Annotated in this window: 18 protein-coding genes and 1 pseudogene; 6 read left to right on the plus strand and 13 right to left on the minus strand. The window is 48.8% G+C overall.

Annotated elements, in window-relative coordinates; genetic code table 11:
* Positions 1 to 306: 306 nt before the first annotated feature.
* From MO387_RS11155 to gmk, 11 genes are all read right to left on the minus strand, one after another.
* Positions 307 to 1,203 (minus strand): DUF3014 domain-containing protein, encoded by an 897-nt coding sequence (locus MO387_RS11155; protein ID WP_006079828.1) that lies wholly within the window; start codon positions 1,201 to 1,203, stop codon positions 307 to 309.
* Positions 1,204 to 1,401: 198 nt separating this feature from the next.
* Entirely contained in the window at positions 1,402 to 3,477 is a 2,076-nt protein-coding gene (recG, locus tag MO387_RS11160) for an ATP-dependent DNA helicase RecG (RefSeq protein ID WP_014620564.1), read from the minus strand.
* A 184-nt stretch (positions 3,478 to 3,661) separates the two neighbouring features.
* Positions 3,662 to 4,258, minus strand: coding sequence for a response regulator transcription factor (locus MO387_RS11165; RefSeq protein ID WP_107949587.1), 597 nt, complete (start codon positions 4,256 to 4,258; stop codon positions 3,662 to 3,664).
* Positions 4,258 to 5,337, minus strand: coding sequence for a sensor histidine kinase (locus tag MO387_RS11170; protein WP_107949585.1), 1,080 nt, complete (start codon positions 5,335 to 5,337; stop codon positions 4,258 to 4,260). Before MO387_RS11170 ends, MO387_RS11165 begins: the two co-directional genes overlap by 1 nt.
* Before the next feature lie 131 nt (positions 5,338 to 5,468).
* Positions 5,469 to 6,173 (minus strand): hypothetical protein, encoded by a 705-nt coding sequence (locus tag MO387_RS11175; protein WP_242326283.1) that lies wholly within the window; start codon positions 6,171 to 6,173, stop codon positions 5,469 to 5,471.
* A 213-nt stretch (positions 6,174 to 6,386) separates the two neighbouring features.
* Entirely contained in the window at positions 6,387 to 7,331 is a 945-nt protein-coding gene (locus tag MO387_RS11180; protein WP_071940439.1) for a calcium/sodium antiporter, read from the minus strand.
* 179 nt (positions 7,332 to 7,510) lie between these two features.
* Complete coding sequence (locus MO387_RS11185) at positions 7,511 to 9,175, minus strand: AMP-binding protein (RefSeq protein WP_242326285.1); 1,665 nt, start codon at positions 9,173 to 9,175, stop codon at positions 7,511 to 7,513.
* 226 nt (positions 9,176 to 9,401) lie between these two features.
* Positions 9,402 to 9,785: a RidA family protein gene (locus MO387_RS11190; RefSeq protein ID WP_242326287.1), complete on the minus strand. Its 384-nt coding sequence runs from the start codon at positions 9,783 to 9,785 to the stop codon at positions 9,402 to 9,404.
* Between the two features lie 25 nt (positions 9,786 to 9,810).
* A complete protein-coding gene (spoT, locus tag MO387_RS11195; protein ID WP_006079840.1) occupies positions 9,811 to 11,916 on the minus strand; it encodes a bifunctional GTP diphosphokinase/guanosine-3',5'-bis pyrophosphate 3'-pyrophosphohydrolase in 2,106 nt (701 codons plus the stop codon).
* Positions 11,917 to 11,961: 45 nt separating this feature from the next.
* Positions 11,962 to 12,240: a DNA-directed RNA polymerase subunit omega gene (gene rpoZ / locus MO387_RS11200; protein WP_006079841.1), complete on the minus strand. Its 279-nt coding sequence runs from the start codon at positions 12,238 to 12,240 to the stop codon at positions 11,962 to 11,964.
* Positions 12,241 to 12,289: 49 nt separating this feature from the next.
* Positions 12,290 to 12,922, minus strand: a complete 633-nt coding sequence (gene gmk, locus MO387_RS11205) for a guanylate kinase (protein WP_107949578.1) — start codon at positions 12,920 to 12,922, stop codon at positions 12,290 to 12,292.
* A 252-nt stretch (positions 12,923 to 13,174) separates the two neighbouring features.
* On the opposite strand from gmk, the gene MO387_RS11210 reads away from it, so the two are divergent.
* From MO387_RS11210 to MO387_RS11225, 4 genes are all read left to right on the plus strand, one after another.
* The gene (locus MO387_RS11210; RefSeq protein WP_107949576.1) at positions 13,175 to 14,818 is read left to right on the plus strand and encodes a hypothetical protein; all 1,644 of its coding nucleotides are present in this window, start codon (positions 13,175 to 13,177) and stop codon (positions 14,816 to 14,818) included.
* Between the two features lie 192 nt (positions 14,819 to 15,010).
* Positions 15,011 to 15,883: an NTP transferase domain-containing protein gene (locus MO387_RS11215; RefSeq protein WP_107949575.1), complete on the plus strand. Its 873-nt coding sequence runs from the start codon at positions 15,011 to 15,013 to the stop codon at positions 15,881 to 15,883.
* Complete coding sequence (locus MO387_RS11220; protein ID WP_199908766.1) at positions 15,876 to 16,940, plus strand: aminoglycoside phosphotransferase family protein; 1,065 nt, start codon at positions 15,876 to 15,878, stop codon at positions 16,938 to 16,940. The genes MO387_RS11215 and MO387_RS11220 overlap by 8 nt, the downstream gene beginning before the upstream one ends.
* 182 nt (positions 16,941 to 17,122) lie before the next feature.
* Complete coding sequence (locus MO387_RS11225) at positions 17,123 to 18,541, plus strand: MFS transporter (RefSeq protein WP_107949574.1); 1,419 nt, start codon at positions 17,123 to 17,125, stop codon at positions 18,539 to 18,541.
* A gap of 9 nt (positions 18,542 to 18,550) precedes the next feature.
* Here MO387_RS11225 and MO387_RS11230 read toward each other — a convergent pair whose 3' ends face one another.
* Complete coding sequence (locus tag MO387_RS11230) at positions 18,551 to 19,504, minus strand: sulfotransferase family protein (RefSeq protein ID WP_107949573.1); 954 nt, start codon at positions 19,502 to 19,504, stop codon at positions 18,551 to 18,553.
* Between the two features lie 646 nt (positions 19,505 to 20,150).
* Here MO387_RS11230 and MO387_RS11235 point away from each other — a divergent pair.
* Positions 20,151 to 21,266, plus strand: coding sequence for a Fic family protein (locus MO387_RS11235; RefSeq protein ID WP_107949571.1), 1,116 nt, complete (start codon positions 20,151 to 20,153; stop codon positions 21,264 to 21,266).
* A 91-nt stretch (positions 21,267 to 21,357) separates the two neighbouring features.
* Here the strand turns inward: MO387_RS11235 and MO387_RS11240 are convergent, their stop codons facing one another.
* Positions 21,358 to 22,680: an AAA family ATPase gene (locus MO387_RS11240; RefSeq protein WP_107949568.1), complete on the minus strand. Its 1,323-nt coding sequence runs from the start codon at positions 22,678 to 22,680 to the stop codon at positions 21,358 to 21,360.
* Between the two features lie 133 nt (positions 22,681 to 22,813).
* Between MO387_RS11240 and MO387_RS11245 the strand changes: the two are divergent.
* Positions 22,814 to 23,308 (plus strand): annotated as a pseudogene (locus MO387_RS11245) (DUF4172 domain-containing protein); the annotation flags it as partial.
* Positions 23,309 to 23,476: the final 168 nt, after the last annotated feature.

Raw genomic sequence — 23,476 nt, forward strand, 5'->3', positions numbered from 1 at the left:
GTTAGAACATTGATGGATTGTCATACCATAGTGAGGTGTAAACGCGTTTGATGAATGACGATGACGCTAGGAATGCCCTCTACAGCGTGGCCATTCTACACTATGCCCCGCGTTTTTATGAAGCCATTTGCATTGTATGGGTTAACGCAATGGGATCAAGTGCTGTGATTTTCAGCAGAACGATCGAATTTCTGTAACATATATCGCAATGGCAGTCTCATTCGACAGGCTTTTTTATCCTAGCGATTTGCGCTCAAAATGAAAAAAGGCGCACTGAGCGCCTTTTGTCTTATCCACGGCAAGGTTTTACTGTGCCAGTTGGTTCTCGAGTTTACGTAGAGCCACTTTTAGCTTGCGGGTATTTTCTGGACCCATACGGATCAGCAGTTTTTGCGCGCTAGGTAGTGCCTCTAAGTTAGGGTCAACAAATTGATAGTTAACGCTAATAGAGCTCAGCTCAATCGGATCTTCAATGATAGGCGCCGCGAGCAGTATTTTAATCGCTTGCAGCATTCTGTCGTTGAATTTTGCGTTGCTGTAGCCGAGTTCGGTAAAGGCTTCCTCTAGCATAGGCGTCATTTGCTTATAGGTGACCATTAACGTCTGTTCGTCCATTTTGGCAATCGAGTCAACATAGGCATCGTATCTGTGGAAACCCTCAGGGTTTAAATACACTTTGTTGGTGATTTCAGAAACCGAGAAATGCTTCTCTGGGCCTTTGAGTGGACTCACTTTACGGGTCAATTCGCCCTGAGCTAAGTTATCAACAAACACCACAAATTGGCGTGCGAGATCTTGCTGCACTAATGCAGAACCCAGCACATTGTTATCGATAATGGCGAGGGCTTTTTGTTGTACGAATGCATCACTTTCAGCCAGTGCAGGTACAGGTTCAGCAACCACTTCAGGCTCCGTTACCGCAGGGGCTTCTGTGCTGTTGGTGTTTGTTTCTGTAACAGCAGGCGTCGTTTCAGTGGTTTCTGGCTCTGGCGCACTTTCGAGCGTCATTGGCTCAGATGGCGGTGTTTCAGGCAATACAATTGGCGCGTTAGGGATGAGTTTAGGTGAATCTGAGTCACCGCTGTAGTAATAATATCCTCCGGCAGAAAGTAGCACGACGAGCACTATCGCAAAAAGCGCAAAGCGATTACTGCTAGAAGAAGTCTCTTGAGGTGTTATTCTATCATCTTGATTAACTTGCATTTTACATCCTTCGCTTGAGTGTCAAGGTAACTTGGTGAATACATGCAGCTAACATTAAAGTGCAAGAGCGGACTATTGGAATGCCGCTGGTTCATTTTGCAAGTTTCCATGCGCTTGTCTATAGCGCTTAGCTGAACATAAACAATTTATTTTGAGTATCGAGGCAGATGTCACTCCTCGGCCTTTCCCCTTTACTGCCTAAGCCTGCACATAGTGCTGCTTGTGCCCGAGCCAACGTAAGATAATCGCATCGACTTTTTCGGGGGCCTGCGCCATCACATGATTTGCCAGTTTTTGAATATGCGGGATCAAAGCTTGATCGCGCACCAGATCGGCAATTTTCAGCTCGGCCAGTCCCGTTTGCTTAGTGCCAAGTACTTCACCTGGGCCACGAATTTCTAAATCTTTCTGCGCTATGATGAAACCGTCATTACTTTGTCTGAGTACACTCAGTCTTTGGGTGGCGGTATGGCTCAATGGCGCCTTGTAGAGTAACACACAATGGCTTGCGATGGCGCCTCGACCGACTCGTCCGCGCAGTTGGTGTAGTTGTGCCAAACCTAAACGTTCAGGGTTTTCAATGATCATCAGGCTGGAATTAGGCACATCGACGCCGACTTCAATCACGGTTGTTGCCACCAGTAAATGAATTATGCCCGCCTTAAAATCGGCCATGATTTGCTGTTTCTCGGCGCTCTTCAACCTGCCATGCACGAGACCAATATTGAGCTCGGGCAGGGCGAGACGCAGTTCTTCGGCCGTGTCTTCGGCGGCTTGGCATTCGAGCACTTCGGATTCTTCAATCAGAGTGCACACCCAATAGGCCTGACGTTTATCTGTGATGACGGCGTTACGTACCCGTTCAAGCACTTCGTTGCGGCGTGAATCGGCAATCGCCACTGTGGTCACGGGTGTCCGTCCCGGCGGCAGTTCATCGATAATGGATGTGTCGAGATCTGCATAGGCCGTCATCGCCAGCGTGCGCGGGATCGGCGTTGCCGTCATGATCAATTGATGCGGGTGGAACCCTTGGCTCACGCCTTTTTCACGCAGACCTAAGCGTTGGTGTACGCCGAATCTGTGCTGCTCATCTATGATAATTAACGCAAGTTTGCTAAAGACCACATGCTGCTGGAAGATGGCATGGGTACCAATCACCATCTGGGCGGCGCCGGATTCTATGTCCGCAAGGGATTGCGCTCTGACCTTGCCTTTGAGTTTACCCGCCAGCCAACCGACTTTAAGTCCGAGTGGCTCAAACCAAGCGGCAAAGTTAGTCGCATGTTGCTCGGCCAATAGTTCTGTTGGCGCCATCATGGCAACTTGATAACCGTTTTCAATCGCTTGCAGCGCAGCCATCGCCGCGACTAAGGTTTTACCTGAACCTACATCCCCTTGCACTAAGCGCATCATAGGGTGCGGCTTTTCTAAATCTTTGCCTATATCGGCCACCACTCTTTGCTGGGCGCCTGTGGGCTTAAAAGGCAAAGCGGCAAGGAAGGGATTGAGCAACTGCCCCGTGGCCTGCATGGTGACGGCAGCGTCTAGATTACTGCGCTGTCTTAGGCGTAACATGCTGAGATTGTGGGCGAGTAATTCTTCCTGTACGAGTCGCTGCTGTGCAGGGTGTTGGCCTAACTCTAAATCGAACTGAGATATCCCCGCAGGAGGCCGATGCAGCGTCTGCAGCGCTTGTTTAAGGCTAATGTTATTCGGTTGCAACTGCGGTGGCAGCAGCTCAGTTAAGCCGCCATCTTCCAGCAATACCAAAGCTTGCTCGGTCAGCTTGAGCCAACTTGCCTGTTTTAAGCCCTCAGTTGTGGGATAAATCGGCGTTAGGGTATCACTCAGATGAACATCTTCACCGGGATACACGACTTTATATTCTGGATGCACTATCTCAGCTTGATGGCCGCCACGGCGCACTTCACCGTAGGCGCGGATCATCAAACCGTTTTGCATGGCATTACGCTGGGCGACGGAAAAGTTAAAGAAGCGCAGGCTCAAGCTACCCGTATCGTCGCGCACATTGCAGACCAGCATACGCTTGCGGCCTTGGATGATTTGCGTCGATTGGATTTCAGCTTCTATGGTGCCGTAACTGCCGGGCATAAGGGCGGCAATCGGATAGATTTGGGTTCTGTCTTCGTAGCGCAGGGGTAAGTGAAACAGCAGATCTTGTACTGTTGTGATGCCGAGCTTTGCGAGTTTCTCCGCGACCTTTTTGGCGACGCCTTTGAGGTCGGTGATCGGAACAAGATCCAATTGCTGCAAGTCGTTAGCACTCAATCACTGTGAATTTATACATATATTAACAGAGAATAAGCGTAAGGCAATCTCAAGCAGAATGAGGGACTTATTTGCTAGCATAACTAACGTCAGTTTGCGGCCCTTAGGTTTCGGCTAAGGCCGCAAAAATTGTCGATATGAACGAAAGAGTAGTTAACCGTGAGCGTGATTACAGCCAGCCCTTTTGTTTGGCGATGCGTGCTGCATCGATTCGGTTGCTAGCATTGAGTTTAGCTATGGCTTCGGAGAGGTAGTTACGCACTGTGCCTTCGGCGATAAAAAGGGTTTCGGCGATGTCGGCGGTGGATTTGCCTTCACTGGCGAGGCGTAGGGCGCGGCGCTCTTTATCGTTGAGTGGGTCGGCGTCACCAATTGCCATCATGGCCAGTTCAGGATCGATGACCCGTTTACCCGCCATAACTTGTTGAATCGCGTTGACTAAGGTTTCCGAGGGCGCATCTTTTAGTAGAAAACCGCCGACTCCAGCTTCGATAGCGCGTTTGATATAGCCCGCGCGGCCGAAGGTGGTGATGATCACGACCTTAGTTTGACTATGTTGATCCTTTAACCAAGTTGCCAGTTCTAGGCCTGTGCGGCCGGGCATTTCGATGTCGGTTAGCAAGAGATCAAAGCTTTGCTGTTTGAGTAGGCCTAGGGCCTCGTCGCCGTCACTCGCTTGGGTGATATTAAAGCCTCCCGCAAGCGTGAGGAGTGCCGCGAGTGCGCCTCGCACCATGGCTTGGTCTTCCGCCAATAAAATCTTCATTAATCTGTTGCTCCCTGCAAAGGTAAACTGACGGTAAATGCATATCCCTGTTCGAGATTATAGCTCAAGCTGCCGCCTAAGCTGTCAAGACGTTCGCGTATCCCCGTGAGGCCATTGCCTTCAGCGATAGGTTTACTTGTGCCATTATCTTTGACCTCAACGACTAGCCTATCTGCTTGCTGAATAAAGTCGATAATACATTGACTTGCGCCGCTATGGCGTAAAATATTATTCACCAGTTCAGTGACAATTAATCCCAGCTGGCTCTCCATTCTGGCGGGCAGTTTAGGGATATTGCCTGTCAGCTCGACACTGACTCCTTTTTCCCTCAATAGTTTACACAGTTGTGTCACGCTATCCGCGAGACCCTTATGTTTGTAGTCAGATACGGTGTGGCGAATTTGGCTGAGGCTCTCGCGGGCAATTTGGCCGAGTTCATTAAGCTGGATTGTGGCCAGTTGGTATTGCTGTTTTGCCAGCAGTTTTTCTGCCAGTTCCGCCTTAAGCGCAATCGAAGACAAGCTGTGGCCCATGATGTCGTGTAGATCGCGGGCAATGCGTTCTCGCTCAACCATAGCCGCTAAGGTGCTAATTTCTTGCGTGCTTTGCTGTTCTTTCAATTTATGTTGATGACGCCTGCGTTCGGCTACGCCAAACATGCCTACACCGAGCACTAATCCTGAGCCGTAAAGCGGAAAGTAGTAACTGTTAAAGTCGTAAATTTCATTGAGGGCAAACAACAGGCCGATTAAGGCGGCAATAGCCAACAGACAGGTTCTGAGAGGGTAAAAAAAGCCAATGAAAAAAGCGGCAAAGGTGAATAACGAGATAGATCCTGGGTTGATTGGGGTGATTGCTGTGGCGATGGCCACCATCATCAGAATGGGGCGATAGGCGCTATTCTGATTGCACTTATAGGCCCAAAAATAACTGGCAATAAAAGGAACGAGCACGGCAAAGCTAAGGGCGATTTTCCATGCTGGATACGTATTGATGGCAAGCGGAATAAGATAAAACACTAAGTTTATCAAATACACCCAAGCGAGTTTTCGTTCGAGCTGAAGATGCGTGCTGATCATAATGCCTCTATGAAACTGTGTTGACTGTTAATCGTTGTTCGTTGAATGCCCGAAGGTGACATCTGTGTTGATTCATCTGTTTAGGGATTGGCGCTGGGGTCAGCGTCATCAGTCCCTGTTAACAACTTGGTCTAGTTTGCACTTAATTGCTGATTTTGTTGAAGCAAAAATTTTGCCCAACCGTAATCTGCTTGCACTTTCATCGCCTGTTGCCAATCTTCACTCGCGCCTTGGCTATCGCCTAATTCCTGTTTAGCGAGCCCGCGCCACGTGTAAGCTTCGGCTTCACCCCAACAAATGTCGTTGCAAGGTTGGGTGAATCTTTCTATGGCGGTAGTGGCGAGCGTCTTAGCATTTTGCATGCTGCCGCCAAACATAGTTGGCGTGTTATAGGCGGCGATGGCTTTAACCAATGCGATCCGTGGATTTTGGGGTTCTAACTGTTCGGCGTTGGCAATGGCATTGGCTGATTTCATCCCGAGAGTTGCGCCTTTGCTATTGTCTAAGGCGATTTGCAGGCCATAAACCGACGATAACAGCGCGAGGGATTCCGCGTCAGCTTGGCTGGTTTCTAAGGCTTCTAATGCAGTTTGCGCATTAGTCAGTGCACTGCTGGCGAGGGCTTTTTGTCCCATGACATTGGCGCTAATGGCTAAGCGATAGTTCGCATAGGCTTTATCGTAATCTTGGGTGCTGGCACTCAGTTGTTGCAGCTGCGCTAGGTTCATCGAGTTTGAGGCCGCATCTATGCTGGTGATGTTGGCGTTAGAGGGCGACGCTGCAAACGCGTGGCTGCTGATAAGCGCTAAGCTTGAGACGATTAATAATGTTTTCATGGTATTTCCTTATTGAGTAAGTTTCCCCGTGTTTGGGGACGGACTCATTATCAGAAATTCGACAGGAAAAATGCAGACACAAAGGTCATGGCTTTAGCATGACAAATGTCATCAGTTTAAGGGTGTTAAATTTGTCTTTTTTAAAAGTGCGAAACCCAGATAGCAAAACACCGGAGAGGCTCCGGTGTTCTAAGTGGATATTACCGCTGAGTGTTATACCAAAGCTTGAGCGCTCGCTTGGTTAATCAGGTAACCCATGTAACCTAAATAGGTCAGTAGCAGCACAGAACCTTCGCGGCGGCCGATGCGTAATCCCGTCCATGCAAAAGGCAGAATCACTATGGCTAAAGCTAACATCACCATAAAGTCGAAGGGTTGGAAACCGAGTGACGACACTGGATGAACTATGGCGGTAACGCCTAAAATGCCCAAAATATTGAACAGGTTAGAGCCAACAACGTTACCGATAGCTATATCGCTTTGACCTTTTAGTGCCGCAATCACTGAGGTCACTAACTCTGGCATACTGGTACCAATCGCCACGATCGTTAAGCCGATAATGACTTCACTCACGCCGAAGGTTTTTGCTAAATCGACTGCGCCGTTCACAAATAGAATACCGCCGCCAACTAACATGCTAATGCCGACTAGGATGAACAGGCCAGAAAGCAGTGGGTTATTGGGACCCGCTTCAATCTCTTCTTCATTCTTGCTGTTTTTCGAGCTGATATAGCTAAAGGTTAAATATCCGAACAGTAGAGACAGCAGTACCACACCGTCAATAAGGCTGAGTTCGCCGTCTAACAAGAGTCCCCAGAACAGCATAGAAGCCAAGATCATCAAAGGGATATCGCGCTTCACCACTTGGGATTGCACTTGGATAGGGCGGATTAAAGCCGTGATCGCTAAGATCAAACCTATGTTGGCAATGTTGGAGCCGATAACGTTACCTAAGGCGATACCACTGTTTCCGGCGAGGGCAGATTTGACGCTCACAGCCAGTTCTGGTGCGCTAGTACCAAAGGCAACAATAGTTAAGCCTATGATAAGTGGCGTAATACCTAAGCGTAGGGCGATAGCACTCGCGCCACGCACTAGGGCTTCGGCGCCTAAGGTTAAAATAATAAAACCGCCAATAATCGAGAGTGTAATGAGCATCACGGGACTTTGTTAAACCTATATTGAATGGGAAAGTACAAGGGAATTATCCCTTAGCCGACAGGCGCACATGATACGTGGTTTTATCGGAGTTTGACAGAATATGTCATAAAAAAGCACGCCGAGGCGTGCTTGATTTATGTCGATAACCACATTGGCCATCTCTCTGTTTAGCCGAGTTATTTTTGTGTTAACTCATCTTCCCAGCGAACTTGGGCGCCACGAATGCCATCAACTCTTTCGCTAAAGGCTTTTTCAAGCACATGGCGTTTGATCTTAAGCGTCGGTGTCAGTACATCGTTCTCAATCGTCCAAGGATCGTTAACTACGATAATCGCATCCACATGTTCGTGTGACTCTAAGTGCGGATTCACGCTATCGAGTGTCGCCTTGAGTGAAGCGCGGACTTCTTCGCGGGCTTGCAAACTAGCGCCTTCGGATAATTGCACTAATGCGACCGGATGCGGCAGGCCAGAGCCAATCACGCAGATCAGTTCAACATGCGGGTCCTGCGCCAATTTACGTTCGATAGGCACGGGCGCGACATATTTTCCCTTGGCGGTTTTGAAGTTGTCCTTCACTCGGCCAGTAATGGTCACGCAACCATCGGCATCAATAGAGCACAAATCGCCAGTGTGGAAGAAACCATCGGCGTCGAAGGCCGCAGCAGTGGCTTCGGGCTGTTGGTAATAAGCCGTCATCAACCCTGGACTCTTAAGCAGCAACTCCCCATCTTCACCTTGGCGGATCTGACAATCCTCGACCGGGCGACCTACTGTGCCAATTTTTCGGGCATCGAAAGGGTAGTTGATAATCGAGTAGGCGCAGTTTTCTGTCATACCCCAAGCTTCACAGATATTCAGACCAATGCTGTGATACCAGTGGATCAGCGACGGCGGGATCGGCGCAGAGCCAGAGCCGAGCAAACGACAATGGTTCAAACCTAAGCCTTTATGGATTTTGTGCTTCACTAAGCTGCTGATTAACGGGATCTTCAGCAATAGATTCAGTTTACTAACACCAATTTTGTCTATGATGTTTTTCTGGAACAGGCTCCACAAACGCGGCACTGAGAAGAATACCGTCGGTTTTGCCCTTTGCACGTCGGCGACGAAGGAGTCGAGACTCTCGACGAAGGCGACCACGCTGCCGGAATAGAAGGATGAACCTTCAATCGCGACGCGCTCTGTGATGTGCGCTAAAGGCAAATAGGATAACAGTCTGTCATTGCCGTCGGTGCGTAAATCACGCACTACCGCTTGGCAGGTCCAGCCATAGCTGGCGAAGGTTTGAATCGCGCCCTTAGGTTGACCCGTCGAGCCAGAGGTATAGATAAGCGTCATCACTTGATCAGGCAGCGGCAGCGGCGCATCGACGAGTGGATAACCTAGTTTAAGCAATTGTTCCCATTGATATTGGGCTGGCATTGTATCGTAGGGCATAGCAAGGCGTAGCAGCTCGCCGCCGACACCGGCTTCTTGGTCGGCCCAATGGTCGAGCTTGCCGAGGAAAATGGCTTTTGCACCGCTGTGTTGCAGCACATAGCGAATGGTATCTGTGTTGGCCGTTGGGTAAATCGGCACGCTAATATAGCCGCCGTGCATTAACGCGAGGTCGGTGATAAACCATTCGGCGCAGTTTTTAGAGAGTACGGCAATTTTATCACCGCGCTCTAGGCCTAGATGCTGTAAGGCACCGGCCAGTTGCTGAACTTTTTCTTGAACTTCGGCCCAAGTAAAATCAAGGAATTGACCCTCGATAGGTTGGCGTAAATAGACTTGATCCCCCTGAGTCTTAGCCCAGTGCGCCAGCATTTCAATTGGCGTCTTAATCGCTGTATCCATTGGCAATTCCTGTTCTTTATTGTTATTTTGGCTGCACCCAGTATGGCGAGTTTTGTGAGCCTGCGCAAATAGTTTACAGGATTGTAAAATATGAGAATGGAGCCCAAAGCCTACAAGCTGAGTATGAAAATAAGATGAAGAGAATGGCAAGCGTCAGAGAGGCTGGTGACGGCAACAAAAAAGGCGCCGCAGCGCCTTTTTGTTGGTTGAAGGGGCATGCTTGAGCTTACAGCTCCATCACGCCATCCATTTCAACTTGAGAATCCTTCGGCAATTGCTTCACGCCGATAGCTGCACGGGCAGGGTATGGCTGGCTGAAGTAACGGCTCATGATTTCATTCACTTTTGCAAAGTGGCTTAAATCAATCAGGAAGATGTTGAGCTTAACGATATCGTTGATTGAACCGCCCGCAGCAGTACAAACTGCCGTTAGGTTTTCAAATACTTGCACCACTTGAGCTTCAAAATCATCGCTGACAATTTGCATTGTGCTTGGCACAAGCGGAATTTGGCCGGATAAATATACTGTGCTGCCGACTTTGACGGCCTGTGAATAAGTGCCGATGGCCGCAGGGGCGTTTTCGGTCACTATGATGATTTTTTCTGCCATGACGCTCTCTCTAATGTTGAGTTAATTAACGATTACGGGACGTACGCAGCACTTCGGGCAGTACCCTAATTCGGCGCATCACGTTGGCTAAATGGATCCTGTCTTTCACCGAAATCCGCAGGTTGATCAAATACACGCGGCCATCTCGTTCCTCTGTACTGAGGTTGTGAATGTTCGAGCCTTCGGCGGCAATGATCGAGGTAATCTTCGCCAGTGCGCCTTGGTGGTTAACAATTTCCACCCTCAGGTTAGCTTGGTAATCAACGCCTTCGACATTATCCCATTGCACAGGAATATACTTGTCAGGCTCGCCTTGATAACCACGAATGTTGGCGCAGTTTTCCATGTGTACCACTAAGCCCTTACCTTGGCTCACGTGGGCAATTACGGCATCACCAGGGATTGGGCGGCAACAGTTGGCGAAGGTAACGAGCATACCTTCGGCGCCACGAATTGGCATCATGTGGCCGTCGCGGCTTTCTTGATTTTCAAGATTATCGCCAATCAAACGCTGGGCGATAACAATGCTCATGGCATTGCCTAGGCCGATGTCGGCGAGCAGTGAATCGAGCGTGGTATGTTTAGTATCGCGAATGACTTTTTCAATCTGCTCAGGCGGAATGCTGTCGAGCTTAGTCTTGCCGAGCGCATGGTTGAGCAGGCGGCGACCAAGCGCAATTGCGTCATCACCCTTAAGGCTTTTCAGCACTTGGCGGATTTTGGCGCGGGCCTTACCTGTTACCACAAAGTTCAGCCAGGCGGCATTCGGACGCGCGCCTTTGGCGGTAATGATTTCAACGGTTTGGCCTGAAATTAACGGCTGGCTGAGCGGATACGCTTGACGGTTAACGCGGGCACCGACGCAGGTATTACCCACATCTGTATGCACTTCGTAGGCAAAGTCTACCGCGGTGGCATTCACGGGTAATTCCAGAATGCGACCTTCAGGGGTGAACACATAAATCTCTTCTGGGAAGAGTTCCGTCTTCACGTTTTCAACGAATTCGAATGAGGTGCTGGCGCTTTGTTGTAATTCCAACAAGCTTTGCATCCACTTACGGGCACGCACTTGAGTCGTCGTGCCTTGGCCTGTTTGCGCACCGCCTTTGTAGGCCCAGTGTGCAGCGACCCCTTTGTCGGCCATCTGGTCCATATCTTCGGTACGAATTTGGATCTCAACGGGCACGCCGTGTGGACCAAACAAAGAGGTATGAAGTGACTGATAGCCGTTGGCTTTAGGGATAGCAATATAATCTTTGAAACGACCGGGGCGAGGTTTATACAGTCCGTGCATGGCGCCGAGTACGCGATAACAAGTGTCGATGGAATCGACTATCACCCTAAAGGCGTAGATATCCATCACTTCTTGGAATTGCAGCTCTTTACTCTGCATCTTGTTATAGATGGAGTAGAGATTTTTCTCGCGGCCTTTAACTTTTCCTGGAATACCCGCATCGTTTAAGCGCGTATAAACAGCGGCTTCAATACCTTGGATCAATTCTTTGCGATTGCCACGGGCAGCTTTAACGACTTCTTTAAGCACCCGATATCGCATGGGGTAATACGCTTGGAAACCTAAGTCTTCTAACTCTGTCTTGATGTTATGGATACCGAGACGGTTAGCGATGGGCGCGTAGATTTCTAAGGTTTCGCGGGCGATACGGCGACGTTTGTCGGGACGCAGGGCGCCTAAGGTACGCATGTTGTGGGTTCTATCGGCAAGCTTGATGAGGATAACGCGGATATCCTGCGTCATCGCCATCATCATTTTACGGAAGTTTTCAGCCTGAGCTTCTTTCTTGTCGCGAAATTTAAGCTTATCGAGTTTTGACACGCCTTCGACGAGCTCGGCCACCGCGACACCGAATAGTTCGGCTAAATCGTCTTTGGTGACATGAGTATCTTCGATAGTGTCGTGGAGCAGTGCTGCCATCAGCGTCTCATGATCAAGACGCATGTCAGCAAGGATGCGGGCAACCGCAACCGGATGAGTAATATAAGGTTCGCCACTCGTGCGCATTTGCCCTTCGTGGGCATCACGCGCAATCTGGTACGCCTGCTTGAGCAATTCTACCTGTTCGGGTTCTAAGTAACCGGAAGCAGACTCCTTTAGACCTTCAAACAGATACAAGTGGCAGCTCTCCTTTTACCTAAACAGGTGTTTACTCAACAACTCTTATAATGAACGGCCTTCAGCAATGGCTGAAACTGCTGCAATTTCAGCGGCTTCACGTTCACGTACCGTTTGACGCTCATCGGCATCTAAGGTGTGAGCGTTAACTAAACCGAGTTCGATTTCACGCAGGGCGATAACCGTTGGTTTGTCGTTCATCTCTTCAACCATAGGGTCTTTACCCTGCACGGCGATTTGGCGAGCACGACGCGCCGCAACCAAGATCATATCAAAACGGTTGCCGATTTGTTCTACGGCGTCTTCTACAGTTACGCGAGCCATGTGTTGAAACTCCAGTTTATCTAGGGAAAAAATGACGCAAAATTGTACACTATGACAGTTGGCTTGCCAACAGATCGTCAAGCATATCATTTTGCGCGTGGATCTGACTAGCACAGGTTAAGCGCTGACTGCGAATGATGGCACGCAAATCAGCTAACGCAGTGTCAAAATCGTCGTTGACGATAATAAAATCATATTCTTTATAGTGGGACATTTCCGATACGGCTTGTGCCATACGGCTGGCGATCACATCGCTACTGTCTTGTCCACGGCCAGTGAGGCGGCGTTCTAGCTCGGCTTTCGAGGGTGGCAGAATAAACACACCAACGGCATCGGGCATCACAGCTTTCACTTGCTCGGCACCTTGCCAGTCGATATCGAGGAAAACATCGATACCTTGTGTGAGCGTATGCTCAATCACATGGCGCGAGGTACCATAGTAATTGCCGAACACTTCTGCCCATTCAAAAAAGGCATTTTCAGCAATTAACGCTTTGAATTGTTCAACATTAACGAAGTGATAGTGCTGACCATCGACTTCACCTGGGCGTGGCGCGCGGGTGGTATGTGATACCGAAACCTGCATGTCAGCGGGCTTGTCTTTAAGCAAGGCCGAGATCAGCGAGGATTTACCTGCGCCACTTGGCGCCGACACAATAAATAAATTTCCGCGTGCGGTCATGAGCTAAATATCCAATTGGTTAACGCAAGAAGGGCCCAGAAAGCCGAGCATTATACCGATTTTGACCATAGAAATACTAGGGCTAGTAGGCCAGCAATTTAAGCCTATTTTAGATTTACTTCGATATTATGCGCATTTTTATCCGACTAGGGTCGTAGGCACTGACAATTGCGGGTAAATTGGTTACGCTCGTGCGAATAAGGCAATGAGTGTCTTTTTGTATCTCGTTTTTACAACAATAAAGGAAGGGTCGTGCTGTTAAAATCTCTTTTCTGCCTTCACGGGCGTGATTCTCGTCCCCGCTTTGTCGCAATCAGTGTTGGCGTTTACGTCTGTATTGCACTTGCCGCCGCTGCTTTTGGGGCTAATTTCCTGATGTATTTACTGGCATTGTTGGGCTTACCTTTATTAGGGCTCGCCAGTTTGCGTCGTTTGGCCGATGCCGATAAATCAAAAGGCTTGATTGGCGTATTCCTATTACCCTTATTTATTTTCATCGGGCTGTTAACGGCCGATGTGCATATTGCCTTGATCGGCTTGAGTTTAGTGTTAGCCGCTGGACTGACGTTTTGGGGCTGGCGTTTACCTGCGCCAACCATAGTCGATTATCGCTACGGTTATTTCGGCCCTGAGCTGGATGCGCCGACATCGCAAGCTATGCCTAGGCGCCGTGTTGAGCCGACGATCGTTCCAAAGGCGGCTAAAGAGATAGAAACTCAAGATGTTGCCGCAAGACAGGCAGCTAAATCGACCGCCCATATTCAAGCGCAGCCTCAAGTTGAGCGACATGAGCCGCATGTTGAGCAGTCGCATGCACAGGCCATTAGCGCCGCAACGGCCTCTGAGGCAGTGGTGGATTTATCTGCCCATGTTGAACCCATTGCCTCTGAACCAATAGTCGCTGAATCAATAGTTGCAGAACCTATTGTCGCCTCGACTATGAGTGCGGCGGATGCCGAGCTTGAGGCCCAGCGCCAAGATGAACTGCGTTTTGATGCCCTTACTCGGATGACGCAAAATCCTGCCGATTTTGTGGTGCCCGACAGTCATGCGGATTTTCGCCCCGCTAACGCCAGTCGTGTCGAACAGACCAACATTGATTTAGTCGACGTTGATGTCGCCAATGTTGATTTAAAACATGTCGACTTTAACGCAGCCCAATTAGATCCCGCCGAACGCAGTACAGAACCGGGTTGGCGTTTTGCCGCCGAAGAAGATGAAGAGCCGGACAGCTTTAACGATCAAGATCATGCCGAAGAAGTGCGTCAACGCCGCGCAGAAGCGAAAGATTCTGGCTCGATGACCGAGCTGTTTCGCGGTTTGTTCGAGTTTTTAGCGCCGCTGAAACGTTTCTTCGTACTGCCTAAGATTAAGCTGCCTAAACTGGAACGCCGTTATTGGCGTCCTGCGGGGATAGGTTGTGGTGTTGTGGCCTTGTGCGCCTTAGTCTGGGGCCTTTGGCCAAATGGCGCTGCTGAGACAGGCGACGGGGCAGACGTGGTAACGGTTAACGCGATTGCGCCCTATGCGGGTGAGCGGGTGACGCTCGCGTTACCTGACGGTTTTTCTGTAGCGCTTGAGGATGACATCTTGATCATGCGTTGGCTCGGGGAGAAAGGTAAAGCGCAAAATCTGTGGTCCTTAGCGACGGCAAAGGGCGATAAAACCTGTAGTCTGTTGTCCTTTAACAATGGCACTGACTATCGCCCTGTGACAGTGGACTTGAAAGCCGACTCAGCAACCGAGGCACGATTCACCCCACTCGACACCCAAGCCATCATAGTGGACCTTGCGCGCCGTGGCAGTATCAGCCTGTGCGGTTATAAGTTCAGCCTTAAGGGCAGCCAAGCGATATTGGAACAGAATCGCACTTTTGGTGATTACATCGCGCGTTGATTTAGACTGCAAGTTAGGTCAGCAACATAAGTCGATAAAATTTCTGCTTAAATGCTAGTCACAATTAGAGGGGTAGATTACACTTTTGCTCCTCTTTTTCTCAAACCGCGTTTTAAATGCGTTATGCCTTGGTATTGAGCGCGGCGGTTTGGGGAAACATCTTTAAATTTGAACTGAATATATCAATCCAGCATGAATACAGAATTGACCTTAGTCATTATGGCTGCAGGGCTAGGTAGTCGTTTCGGCGGCGATAAGCAATTGGCAGCGCTCGGTCCCGCTGGCGAACCCATGTTGGTGTTATCGATCATGTCGGCCATTCGCAGTGGCTTTCAGCGTGCTGTGCTGGTGATCCGCCCTGAGTTAGAAACTGAATTAACTGAGATACTGACACGGTTTTTGCCCACCGATTTTGCCTATCATTTTTGCTATCAAGCCCTAACGGATTTACCCGAAGCGGCGCAGCTGGCGGATTTCAGTCACAGGCTTAAACCTTGGGGCACGGCCCATGCACTGTGGAGTGCGCGCCATCTCGTTAAAGGGCCAATGGCCGTTATCAATGCCGATGATTTTTATGGTGATAGCGCTTTTGACTCGTTAGCCAAAGGCTTAAGAATGAGACCGACAGAGTGGATGATGGTGGCTTATCCCATAGAACTCACATTGTCTGAGCACGGCGGCGTTAACCGTGGTCTGTGTCAGGTAGAAAATGGTCAGCTTAAATCGGTTGCCGAATGGCTCAATATCGCCGAGCAAGGTGGGCAATTGGTGGGTGATGGCCCACAGGGACATGCGAGTTTGCCGCCCGAGTCCTTGGTCTCTATGACTTGCTGGGGCTTCTCCCCAAGCATATTTGATGTTATTAAACGTGAATTCACCGAATTTATTGGGCAACAGGGTCAACAACCTAAGTCTGAATGTTACTTGCCCGCCATAGTACAAGCGGGCATTGAGCAAGGTTTGCCTGTCTATGTCGATGTTGCCTGCGAGCCCTGGCTCGGCGTGACTTATCCGCAGGACACTGTCTGGGTAAAACAAAAATTAACGGAGTTATTGAGTGATTAAACTCATCAGGCAGTCAGTGTTGCCTCATTTTGGTATTGAAGCTGCCGAGGCAAAAATTTCTGCCCTCGGTAATGGCCACATCAATGACACCCTTTTGGTGCGCTGGCCTGCGGGCGAATTAGTATTGCAGCGAATTAATACTGAGGTATTTAAAACGCCCAACGCTTTGGTTAGCAATGCCGATAAAATTAGCCATCATTTATGCGCTAAGTCGTTGCAGCAACAATACGGCCTGAAAGTCGTTAGCCCTTGTTTAACCCAAGAGGGCGAGTTGGCTATTGATTTAGGCGAACAAGGATTTTGGCGCGCGATCAGTTACTTGCCACATAGTCTCAGCATTGAAGTGGTTAAGTCGGAACAAGAAGCGGAAATGGCGGCCAAGGCCTTTGGTCATTTTGCCTCAGCCTTGAGTGACTTTGATGCGACAGAGCTTGAAGATGTGATCCCTCAATTTCACCATTTACCGGGACGCATGGCCTTGTTGCAACAGGCCGCCGAACTCGATAGCCAACACCGTTTAGATCTCTGCCGTCATTGGGTTGATTACGCGTTATCTCAGCAGGCTTTGCTGGATGAACTCGCGGAAATATCGCCAAAGCTGCCGCTGCGAATTTGTCATAACGACACTAAAATCAATAACATGCTTTTCGATAAACGCGACATGTCCAGTATGGCGATTATCGATTTAGATACCTGCATGAAAGGTCATCTGATGTATGACTTTGGCGATATGGTCCGCACCTTCTGCTCGCCTGAGGAAGAAGACTCTACAGCCTTGGATAAAGTTCAAGTGCGCCAAGATATCTTCGCCGCGATTTGCCGTGGCTACTTGAGCGAGTTGGGTGATGTCTTAACGGAAGACGAAAAACGCAGTCTGTGGCTCGGTGCGCGGGTGATTTGTTTGATGATAGGTGTGCGTTTTTTAACGGATTACCTTAACGGTGATGTGTATTTCCATATTCACCGCGAAGGCCACAATCTGGACCGCGCCGCCAACCAGTTTACCTTGTACCAAAGTTTGCTCGACCAAGAGACGGTACTTAAAGCTTATTTCTAAGTCAGGATATGGATCTTGGTGATTGCGCCAGTTTTTCGATCCAATGCACTGATAAACAAAACGCCCAAGGCTTTGCTTTGGGCGTTTTGCTTTAATACGATTGGTATAAGCCCTAGGCAGATGGCATTTCATCCGACATAATCGAGCAATATCCCTTAATATTATATGGATTTGTGCTTGGTATGGATTCACCTGTGGCGCAGCCGTTAGTCACTTGTTCACGGCGCAGCGAACGTAACTCTTGGTTAAGATGTACCCTGCGTCGCTCGCAGCAGGAGGCGGTTGCCTCGTCTATGATGACGGCGACCAGCGATAACTTCTTCAATGCCTACGCTATTTTTCTCGGTGCCAGCCTGGCGCAGATGGGCTTTGTCACAGGTTTACCTCAGCTTTTTGGCGCTATCTCCCAGCTTTTATCTGTCTGGCTCGCCAGCCATTTCTCCCGCCGAACTTTTATCGTCTTTTGCGCCGCCTTTCAGGCCTGTGTTGTGCTGGCGATGGGCGCGTTAGCCGCTTTTGGCCCTGAACATGCGGTGTGGATCTTTATCGCTTTAGCCGTTGGTTACCATGGCTTTATCAATCTAATTCAACCCCATTGGCGGGCGTGGATGGGCTCTATTGTTCCCGAACGGCGCCGTGGTGCTTTTTTCGCCGCTCGCACTCGGCTCACTATGGGCGCTTCTTTGAGTGTGTTCTTTATTGGTGGCGGCATACTTACCTTAACCGATTCGATGCAGATGGCGTGGCTGGGCTTTAGTCTGTTGTTTTCTATCGCTGCGATGGGAAGGTTTGTGTCGGCTTGGTTACTGCTGCAGATGCACGATCCCGATCCGCGCGAACCCAAACAGCGCGGCGTATTTTTGCAGACGATTGGTCATTTTCGCGAGGCGTGGAAGGATAAAACCTTTCGCCAGTACAGTTTATTTGTCGCCAGTATGCAGGGCATGGTGGCGATCTCGGCGCCATTTTTTGCCGTTTATATGTTGGAAGGCTTGCAGTTTACTTATCTCGAATTTGTGTTCGCCAGCGTGGCTTCGATAGCGACTCAATTTGTCACCTTGCGATTTTGGGGTCGCTTTAGCGATCAATTCGGCAATCGTTTAGTGATGATCATCACCAGTTGTATGATCCCAAGCTTGCCGCTGATGTGGCTATTCTCGGATAACTATCTGTATATATTAGCAATCCAAACTTTCTCTGGCTTGGCGTGGAGCGGCTTCACCTTAAGCACGGCAAATTACCTTTATGATATCCGCCCCTTTCGCAGTGACTTTGCGACCTACGCCGCTTTGCAAGCAGCCTTGAGTGCGGCCTGTGTATTTGTTGGCGCGATATTGGGCGGCACTATTGCCTCCCATGCGGCGGATTTTTTAGTCTGGTCGGGTTGGGATAGCGTGTTATCTAGCCCTATCTTCGTGGTGTTCTTAGTTTCGACCGTGCTGCGATCCTTAGTGACACTCTGGTTTATTCCGCGCTCGGTCGAACCTAAAGTGCGTCCAAGGCCGCAGTTACTGCAACTTATCTTCCGTATCCGCGGCTTTAATGCTATTTCGGGCGTGAGCCTCGATTGGCTCACTGTGGTGAAACGCCGCAAGCAATAGGGCGTACAGCTAAAGCGTGTAGTCGAAAAACTTACGGCTTTGCGGGCCAGCGCTATTACTGTTCACCTTATTGGGATGTTTATATTCATGCCAAGCCGCAACGTGTGTGCCAGCGTTTAATTTAGGGAAATCCAGTCCATGCTCGCTGGTGTTGACTGGCTGTGGTTGAACGGCTGCCTTTGCCTGACTCGTTCCTTCCTGTGATATCTGGGTTGGTGCACTTTTTATTTGAGAGTCCGAGAATGCCCTATCTGTCACTTGGCCTAAGGTCGGGCAATCCGTGGTTAACCCTAAAAATTGCAACAAGCGACTCAAACTCCCCGCATGGCTTATATCGAGTGAGATAAAATCTTCTCGGCCATGAAAGTAAGCGAACACTTCGTTTTGATGCCTTTGATAACAATCAACAAGATGTGCCTCGTCTGCGGGATTCGCCACTTTATCAATAGTAAACGTGTGCCGAAAACTGCGTTTCATAATCGGGTGAAATCGCCCCGATTTTGCTTCTAAATGCGGCAGCATTTTACCCAGCAGCATCTGCATTGAAGGCACCCACTTCGCCATTTCACGATCGAGGTAGACAAATTTGGCCTGCGGGAATAGACCATCAAGCTGCCGATAATCACTAAAACAGGGCACGTCAGAAATCGCATCGGCCAGCATAAACGCCTGTTTAGTAAAGGCCATGTGCGCCACTTTAAGCCCTTGCTCCAACAACGCCACACTCACACTCGTCGTGCCCGTACGCGGCAAACCTATGATAAAAACCTTCTGTTTCTCTACACTTGCCGGTTCACTACTGAGCGTACTGGACTGTTCGGGATGCATCTCATCTGGCGTGGTAATCTGTGAATGACCAGTGTGCTGCGTATTTGCGGCATGATCTGCATTGCCAATATGTTGTGCATTAGCTGAACATTGTGCGTGAGCAGAAGCTGTTGAATTGTAGGCATTATCAGGCATAGATTGGGCTCAGAATGTGTGTGCAAGCGGTGCAGTGTAAGCAATGAGTTTTCATATCGGCGTTTCGCATTGGCGTGTCAAATCAGCGGCGACAGTATATCTCAGCACGAAGGCTTTGTCGGTAGTATACCCAAACAACCTGAAGATGCAGGATTCAGCGGGAGTTTAACGCACTTTAGGCAAGGCGGTTATTTGCAGACCTAGCGGGCTAAGTTAAAAATAACCAACACAGCATAAAGTGCGTTAAAACCCGCCGGGACGGAGCGCCTAGGGCACTCCACTTCCGTGTTGCATCAATTCAAAAGGTGGCCGACATTCTGTCATTGGTGCGCCTTGAATTGAATCACCCTAGACGCTCTGAAACTCGTATATTCAGGTAGCTTGGGTATATACATAAAAGTCACGAACAACGGCAATGCGCCACAGTATTGTATGGCCGCTGTACGATAAAAATGGATGACCACAAGGCTTAGAAACTGAGCTCCCGGATTACCAACAAGGCTCATTTCCCTGCATTGCATAGCCATGTTGGTATTGATGAGGCGATTACTAGCGCTATTCGACTCATAAAGTGAGGCGAATATGCTTGTTAATCGCCTCATTATTTGAGTAGAATAGACTTGTTATTTGACTCGTGGGGTAAGATATGTGGATTTGGCAGCAAGCTGATTGGCCTAAGTTTCATTGGAATACCAGCAGCATTGATGCCTTGCTGCGTCAGGTCTATTTCAATCAGGGCCAACTGCTTGGCAAGCAAATGCTAAGTCACGACGACAGCCTGTTAACGTCAGACGCTGCACTCGACACCTTACTCGCTAACATTATCCATTCCAGTGCCATCGAAGGTGAAAAGCTCAATGCTGCTTCAGTGCGCTCATCCTTAGCTAAAAAACTCGGCGTGACTGAGGAAAAACCGTATCCGACCACAGCGCAAACCGATGGTTTAGCTGACATTATGCTCGATGCTTTAAAAAATTTAGAGACTGAATTAACCCTCGAACGGATATTGGGCTGGCATCAGCAGTTATTTCCGCAGGGTTATACATTGTTTAACCCCGTTATTGGTGGAACGCTACGTGGCGATACGCCTATGCAAGTTGTCTCAGGCCGCATTGATAAACCAACGGTGCATTTTGAGGCCCCCTCTCGAGCGACTTTGGACGCTGAACTCTCGCAGTTTATGGAATGGTTTAATGCTTCACGGCAAGATCTGGGTTTAGATCCGCTTATCCGTGCGGCGATAACTCACCTTTGGTTTGTGACTCTGCATCCGCTGGATGATGGTAATGGGCGCATCACGCGTTTATTGACTGATTTAGCTTTGGCGCAAGCGGAGAAACGCTCGATTCGTTTCTACGCTATGTCGGTCAGTATTCTTGCCCGTCGCCAAGCCTACTATGACATTTTAGAGTCCACTCAAAGGGGCGATGTAGATATTACTCCTTGGTTAGTCTGGTTTTTTGAAACCCTCAATGACTGCTTACTCAATGCGATGGCAGATGTGAACAAGACTCTGCGGAAAACGCAGTATTGGCAAAATGTTGATCAATCCTTATTGAGTCAAGAGCAAGCCAAAGTACTCAATCGCATGTTAGACGGCGATTTTGAACTAGGGATTAATAGTAGCCAGTACCAAAAAGTCGCGAAGGTGAGCCGCGCCACCGCCACCCGTCATCTTGCGCAAATGGTCGAACAGCGCTTTTTAGTAAAAGCCGACGCCGGCGGCCGAAGTACCAGATACTTATTGCCGAGTGGGAAATAGGTTGTTTCAATGAGCTTAATTCGCTAAATAAATGGCTAAGCAACCTCAAGTTGTTGAAGCTAGCTGTTTGAGTTGCTTGGCGACGGATCATTTAGCTTAATAAGTGTTTCTTAACGACATGCTCAGTGTAATACAGCGGAAAAACGAGATGTTTTTGCTTAAGGGCCGACGAGCCTTGAGTTCCTGTCAACTTGATCGTTTTATGTGGATTGCATTTCTCTATATATGACTGTAGCGATTTAGCTCTTGTGCGTTTGCCACTTTTTACTTCGACAGGGATGATATCCCCTTCATCCGTTGCCAAAATAAATTCGATTTCGGCACGGGCGTCATTCCATGAATAACTTGGGTCAATGCCAATGGCGGTGAGTTCTTGCTGCACAAAGTTTTCTGCCACATACCCTTTGTATTCATAGTTTTGTTGCTTGATCTCTTTATAACTACTACTCAGCATATGATTGAGCAGGCCTACATCAAACAGAAACAGCTTGACCATATTTTCTTTTTTATAGGCCGCCAGAGGCGATTTCGGCAACCCTTCAATAGGATAGTTTGGCAAGGCTAAGCGGCAGCAGTTAAGCCAATGGATTGCGGTTTCAAAATCGCTATAACGAGATTTACGCTCATGCACATGTTTAAATTTAAAGCGTTTAACGGACTCATCGCTCACAAGTGATAGCTGCGCTGGAATGCTATTGAACACCGATTCAATTAGTGTGGCATCGACCTTGCCCGCGTATTTACCAAAATCGCGGCGATAACCTTCAACTAAATCGGCATGAATTTTAGAGACTTTTTCAACACGCTCTAAAATGCTTGATTCTTTAAACTGATACCAAGCAGAAACCGCTTCCGGCATACCTCCTGTAAAAAAGTAGTCCGTCAGTTTCTCCATCAATTTAGTGTGTACTGCCGCCGTGCTTGCCTGGGCTTCAAAGGCTTTGATCAGTGCTTGCTCGTTGGATGCGTAAATAAATTCTTGGAAGGTCAGTGGTCGTAAATTGTATTGCTCTACCTTGCCAACGGGAAAGGTGTTGAGCAAACCAATGTTCGAGCCGCTGGCCGCGACAAAATAGGAAGGTGCTTTTTCAGCAAAATACTTTAGTGAGGTAACGGCACGTTCACATTCGCCAATTTCATCTAAGATCAGCAGATCGGTTTCTGGGTTGAACGTTTGGTTGGTCAACAGCTCAATGTTCATTAACAGCTCGTCAGGAGACAATGAGCCATCGAACGCTTGTTTGTAAGCTGGGTTTTCAAGGAAATCGATACGAAGGACGTTGGTAAACGTATTACCAAACAACTCTTGCAGCAGGTACGTTTTACCCGTTTGCCTCGCGCCATCGATCAATAATGGCTTACGCATAGGTTGGTTTTTCCACGCAATTAAGGCGTTGAGTAAGATGCGCTGCATTGTCTTTTCCTGCCTATTAAGATTGTTAATCGGCCTACACAATAACCTATTTTACACATTTACGCGCATAAAAGTGGGTATTTTATCATTTTTATGCGCATTAAAATGCGCATTAAAATGCGCATAAAATTCGCTTGATGATGGTAATGGGCGCATCACGCGTTTATTGACTGATTTAGCTTTGGCGCAAGCGGAGAAACGCTCGATTCATTTTTACGCTATGTCGGTCAGTATTCTTGCCCGTCGCCAAGCCTACTATGACATTTTAGAGTCCACTCAAAGGGGCTATGTCGATATTACTCCTTGGTTAGTCTGGTTTTTTGAAACCCTCAATGACTGCTTACTCAATGCGATGGCAGATGTGAGCAGAACACTGTCGAAAACTCAGTATTGGCAAAGTGTCGACCAATCTTTATTGAGTCAGGAGCAAGCTAAAGTGCTCAATCGGATGTTAGACGGCGATTTTGAACTAGGGATTAATAGTAGCCAGTACCAAAAGGTCGCGAAGGTGAGTCGCGCCACCGCCACCCGTCATCTTGCGCAAATGGTCGAACAGCGCTTTTTAGTAAAAGCCGACGCAGGCGGACGAAGTACGAGATACTTATTGCCACTCAGTTTGAAACGATAAGGGTGAGGCATATTATCAAGCACTTGCATTCCAGTGACTCGCAGCAAGTCCATCCCTGGATGCTCAACCGTGACGTCCTGTCACGGATGGTCACTTCCATGCTAGTGCCTGATCCTGTTAGCCTTCGCGCATATCTGTTAGCCAGTAGAACTAATATTTGAGATAGAT

Origin of the sequence: Shewanella sp. N2AIL, from assembly GCF_022690845.1 — a bacterium.
Classification (GTDB): Bacteria; Pseudomonadota; Gammaproteobacteria; order Enterobacterales; family Shewanellaceae; genus Shewanella; species Shewanella baltica.

Excerpts from the sequence above, each read along its gene's own strand:
- MO387_RS11225 (WP_107949574.1), top strand. The coding sequence starts at position 17,123 with ATGGATTCACCTGTGGCGCAGCCGTTAGTCACTTGTTCACGGCGCAGC.
- MO387_RS11235 (WP_107949571.1), top strand. The coding sequence starts at position 20,151 with ATGTGGATTTGGCAGCAAGCTGATTGGCCTAAGTTTCATTGGAATACC.
- gmk (WP_107949578.1), bottom strand. The coding sequence starts at position 12,922 with ATGACCGCACGCGGAAATTTATTTATTGTGTCGGCGCCAAGTGGCGCA.
- MO387_RS11215 (WP_107949575.1), top strand. The coding sequence starts at position 15,011 with ATGAATACAGAATTGACCTTAGTCATTATGGCTGCAGGGCTAGGTAGT.
- MO387_RS11155 (WP_006079828.1), bottom strand. The coding sequence starts at position 1,203 with ATGCAAGTTAATCAAGATGATAGAATAACACCTCAAGAGACTTCTTCT.
- MO387_RS11170 (WP_107949585.1), bottom strand. The coding sequence starts at position 5,337 with ATGATCAGCACGCATCTTCAGCTCGAACGAAAACTCGCTTGGGTGTAT.
- MO387_RS11230 (WP_107949573.1), bottom strand. The coding sequence starts at position 19,504 with ATGCCTGATAATGCCTACAATTCAACAGCTTCTGCTCACGCACAATGT.
- MO387_RS11185 (WP_242326285.1), bottom strand. The coding sequence starts at position 9,175 with ATGGATACAGCGATTAAGACGCCAATTGAAATGCTGGCGCACTGGGCT.
- MO387_RS11175 (WP_242326283.1), bottom strand. The coding sequence starts at position 6,173 with ATGAAAACATTATTAATCGTCTCAAGCTTAGCGCTTATCAGCAGCCAC.
- MO387_RS11240 (WP_107949568.1), bottom strand. The coding sequence starts at position 22,680 with ATGCAGCGCATCTTACTCAACGCCTTAATTGCGTGGAAAAACCAACCT.
- MO387_RS11190 (WP_242326287.1), bottom strand. The coding sequence starts at position 9,785 with ATGGCAGAAAAAATCATCATAGTGACCGAAAACGCCCCTGCGGCCATC.
- MO387_RS11180 (WP_071940439.1), bottom strand. The coding sequence starts at position 7,331 with ATGCTCATTACACTCTCGATTATTGGCGGTTTTATTATTTTAACCTTA.
- rpoZ (WP_006079841.1), bottom strand. The coding sequence starts at position 12,240 with ATGGCTCGCGTAACTGTAGAAGACGCCGTAGAACAAATCGGCAACCGT.
- MO387_RS11165 (WP_107949587.1), bottom strand. The coding sequence starts at position 4,258 with ATGAAGATTTTATTGGCGGAAGACCAAGCCATGGTGCGAGGCGCACTC.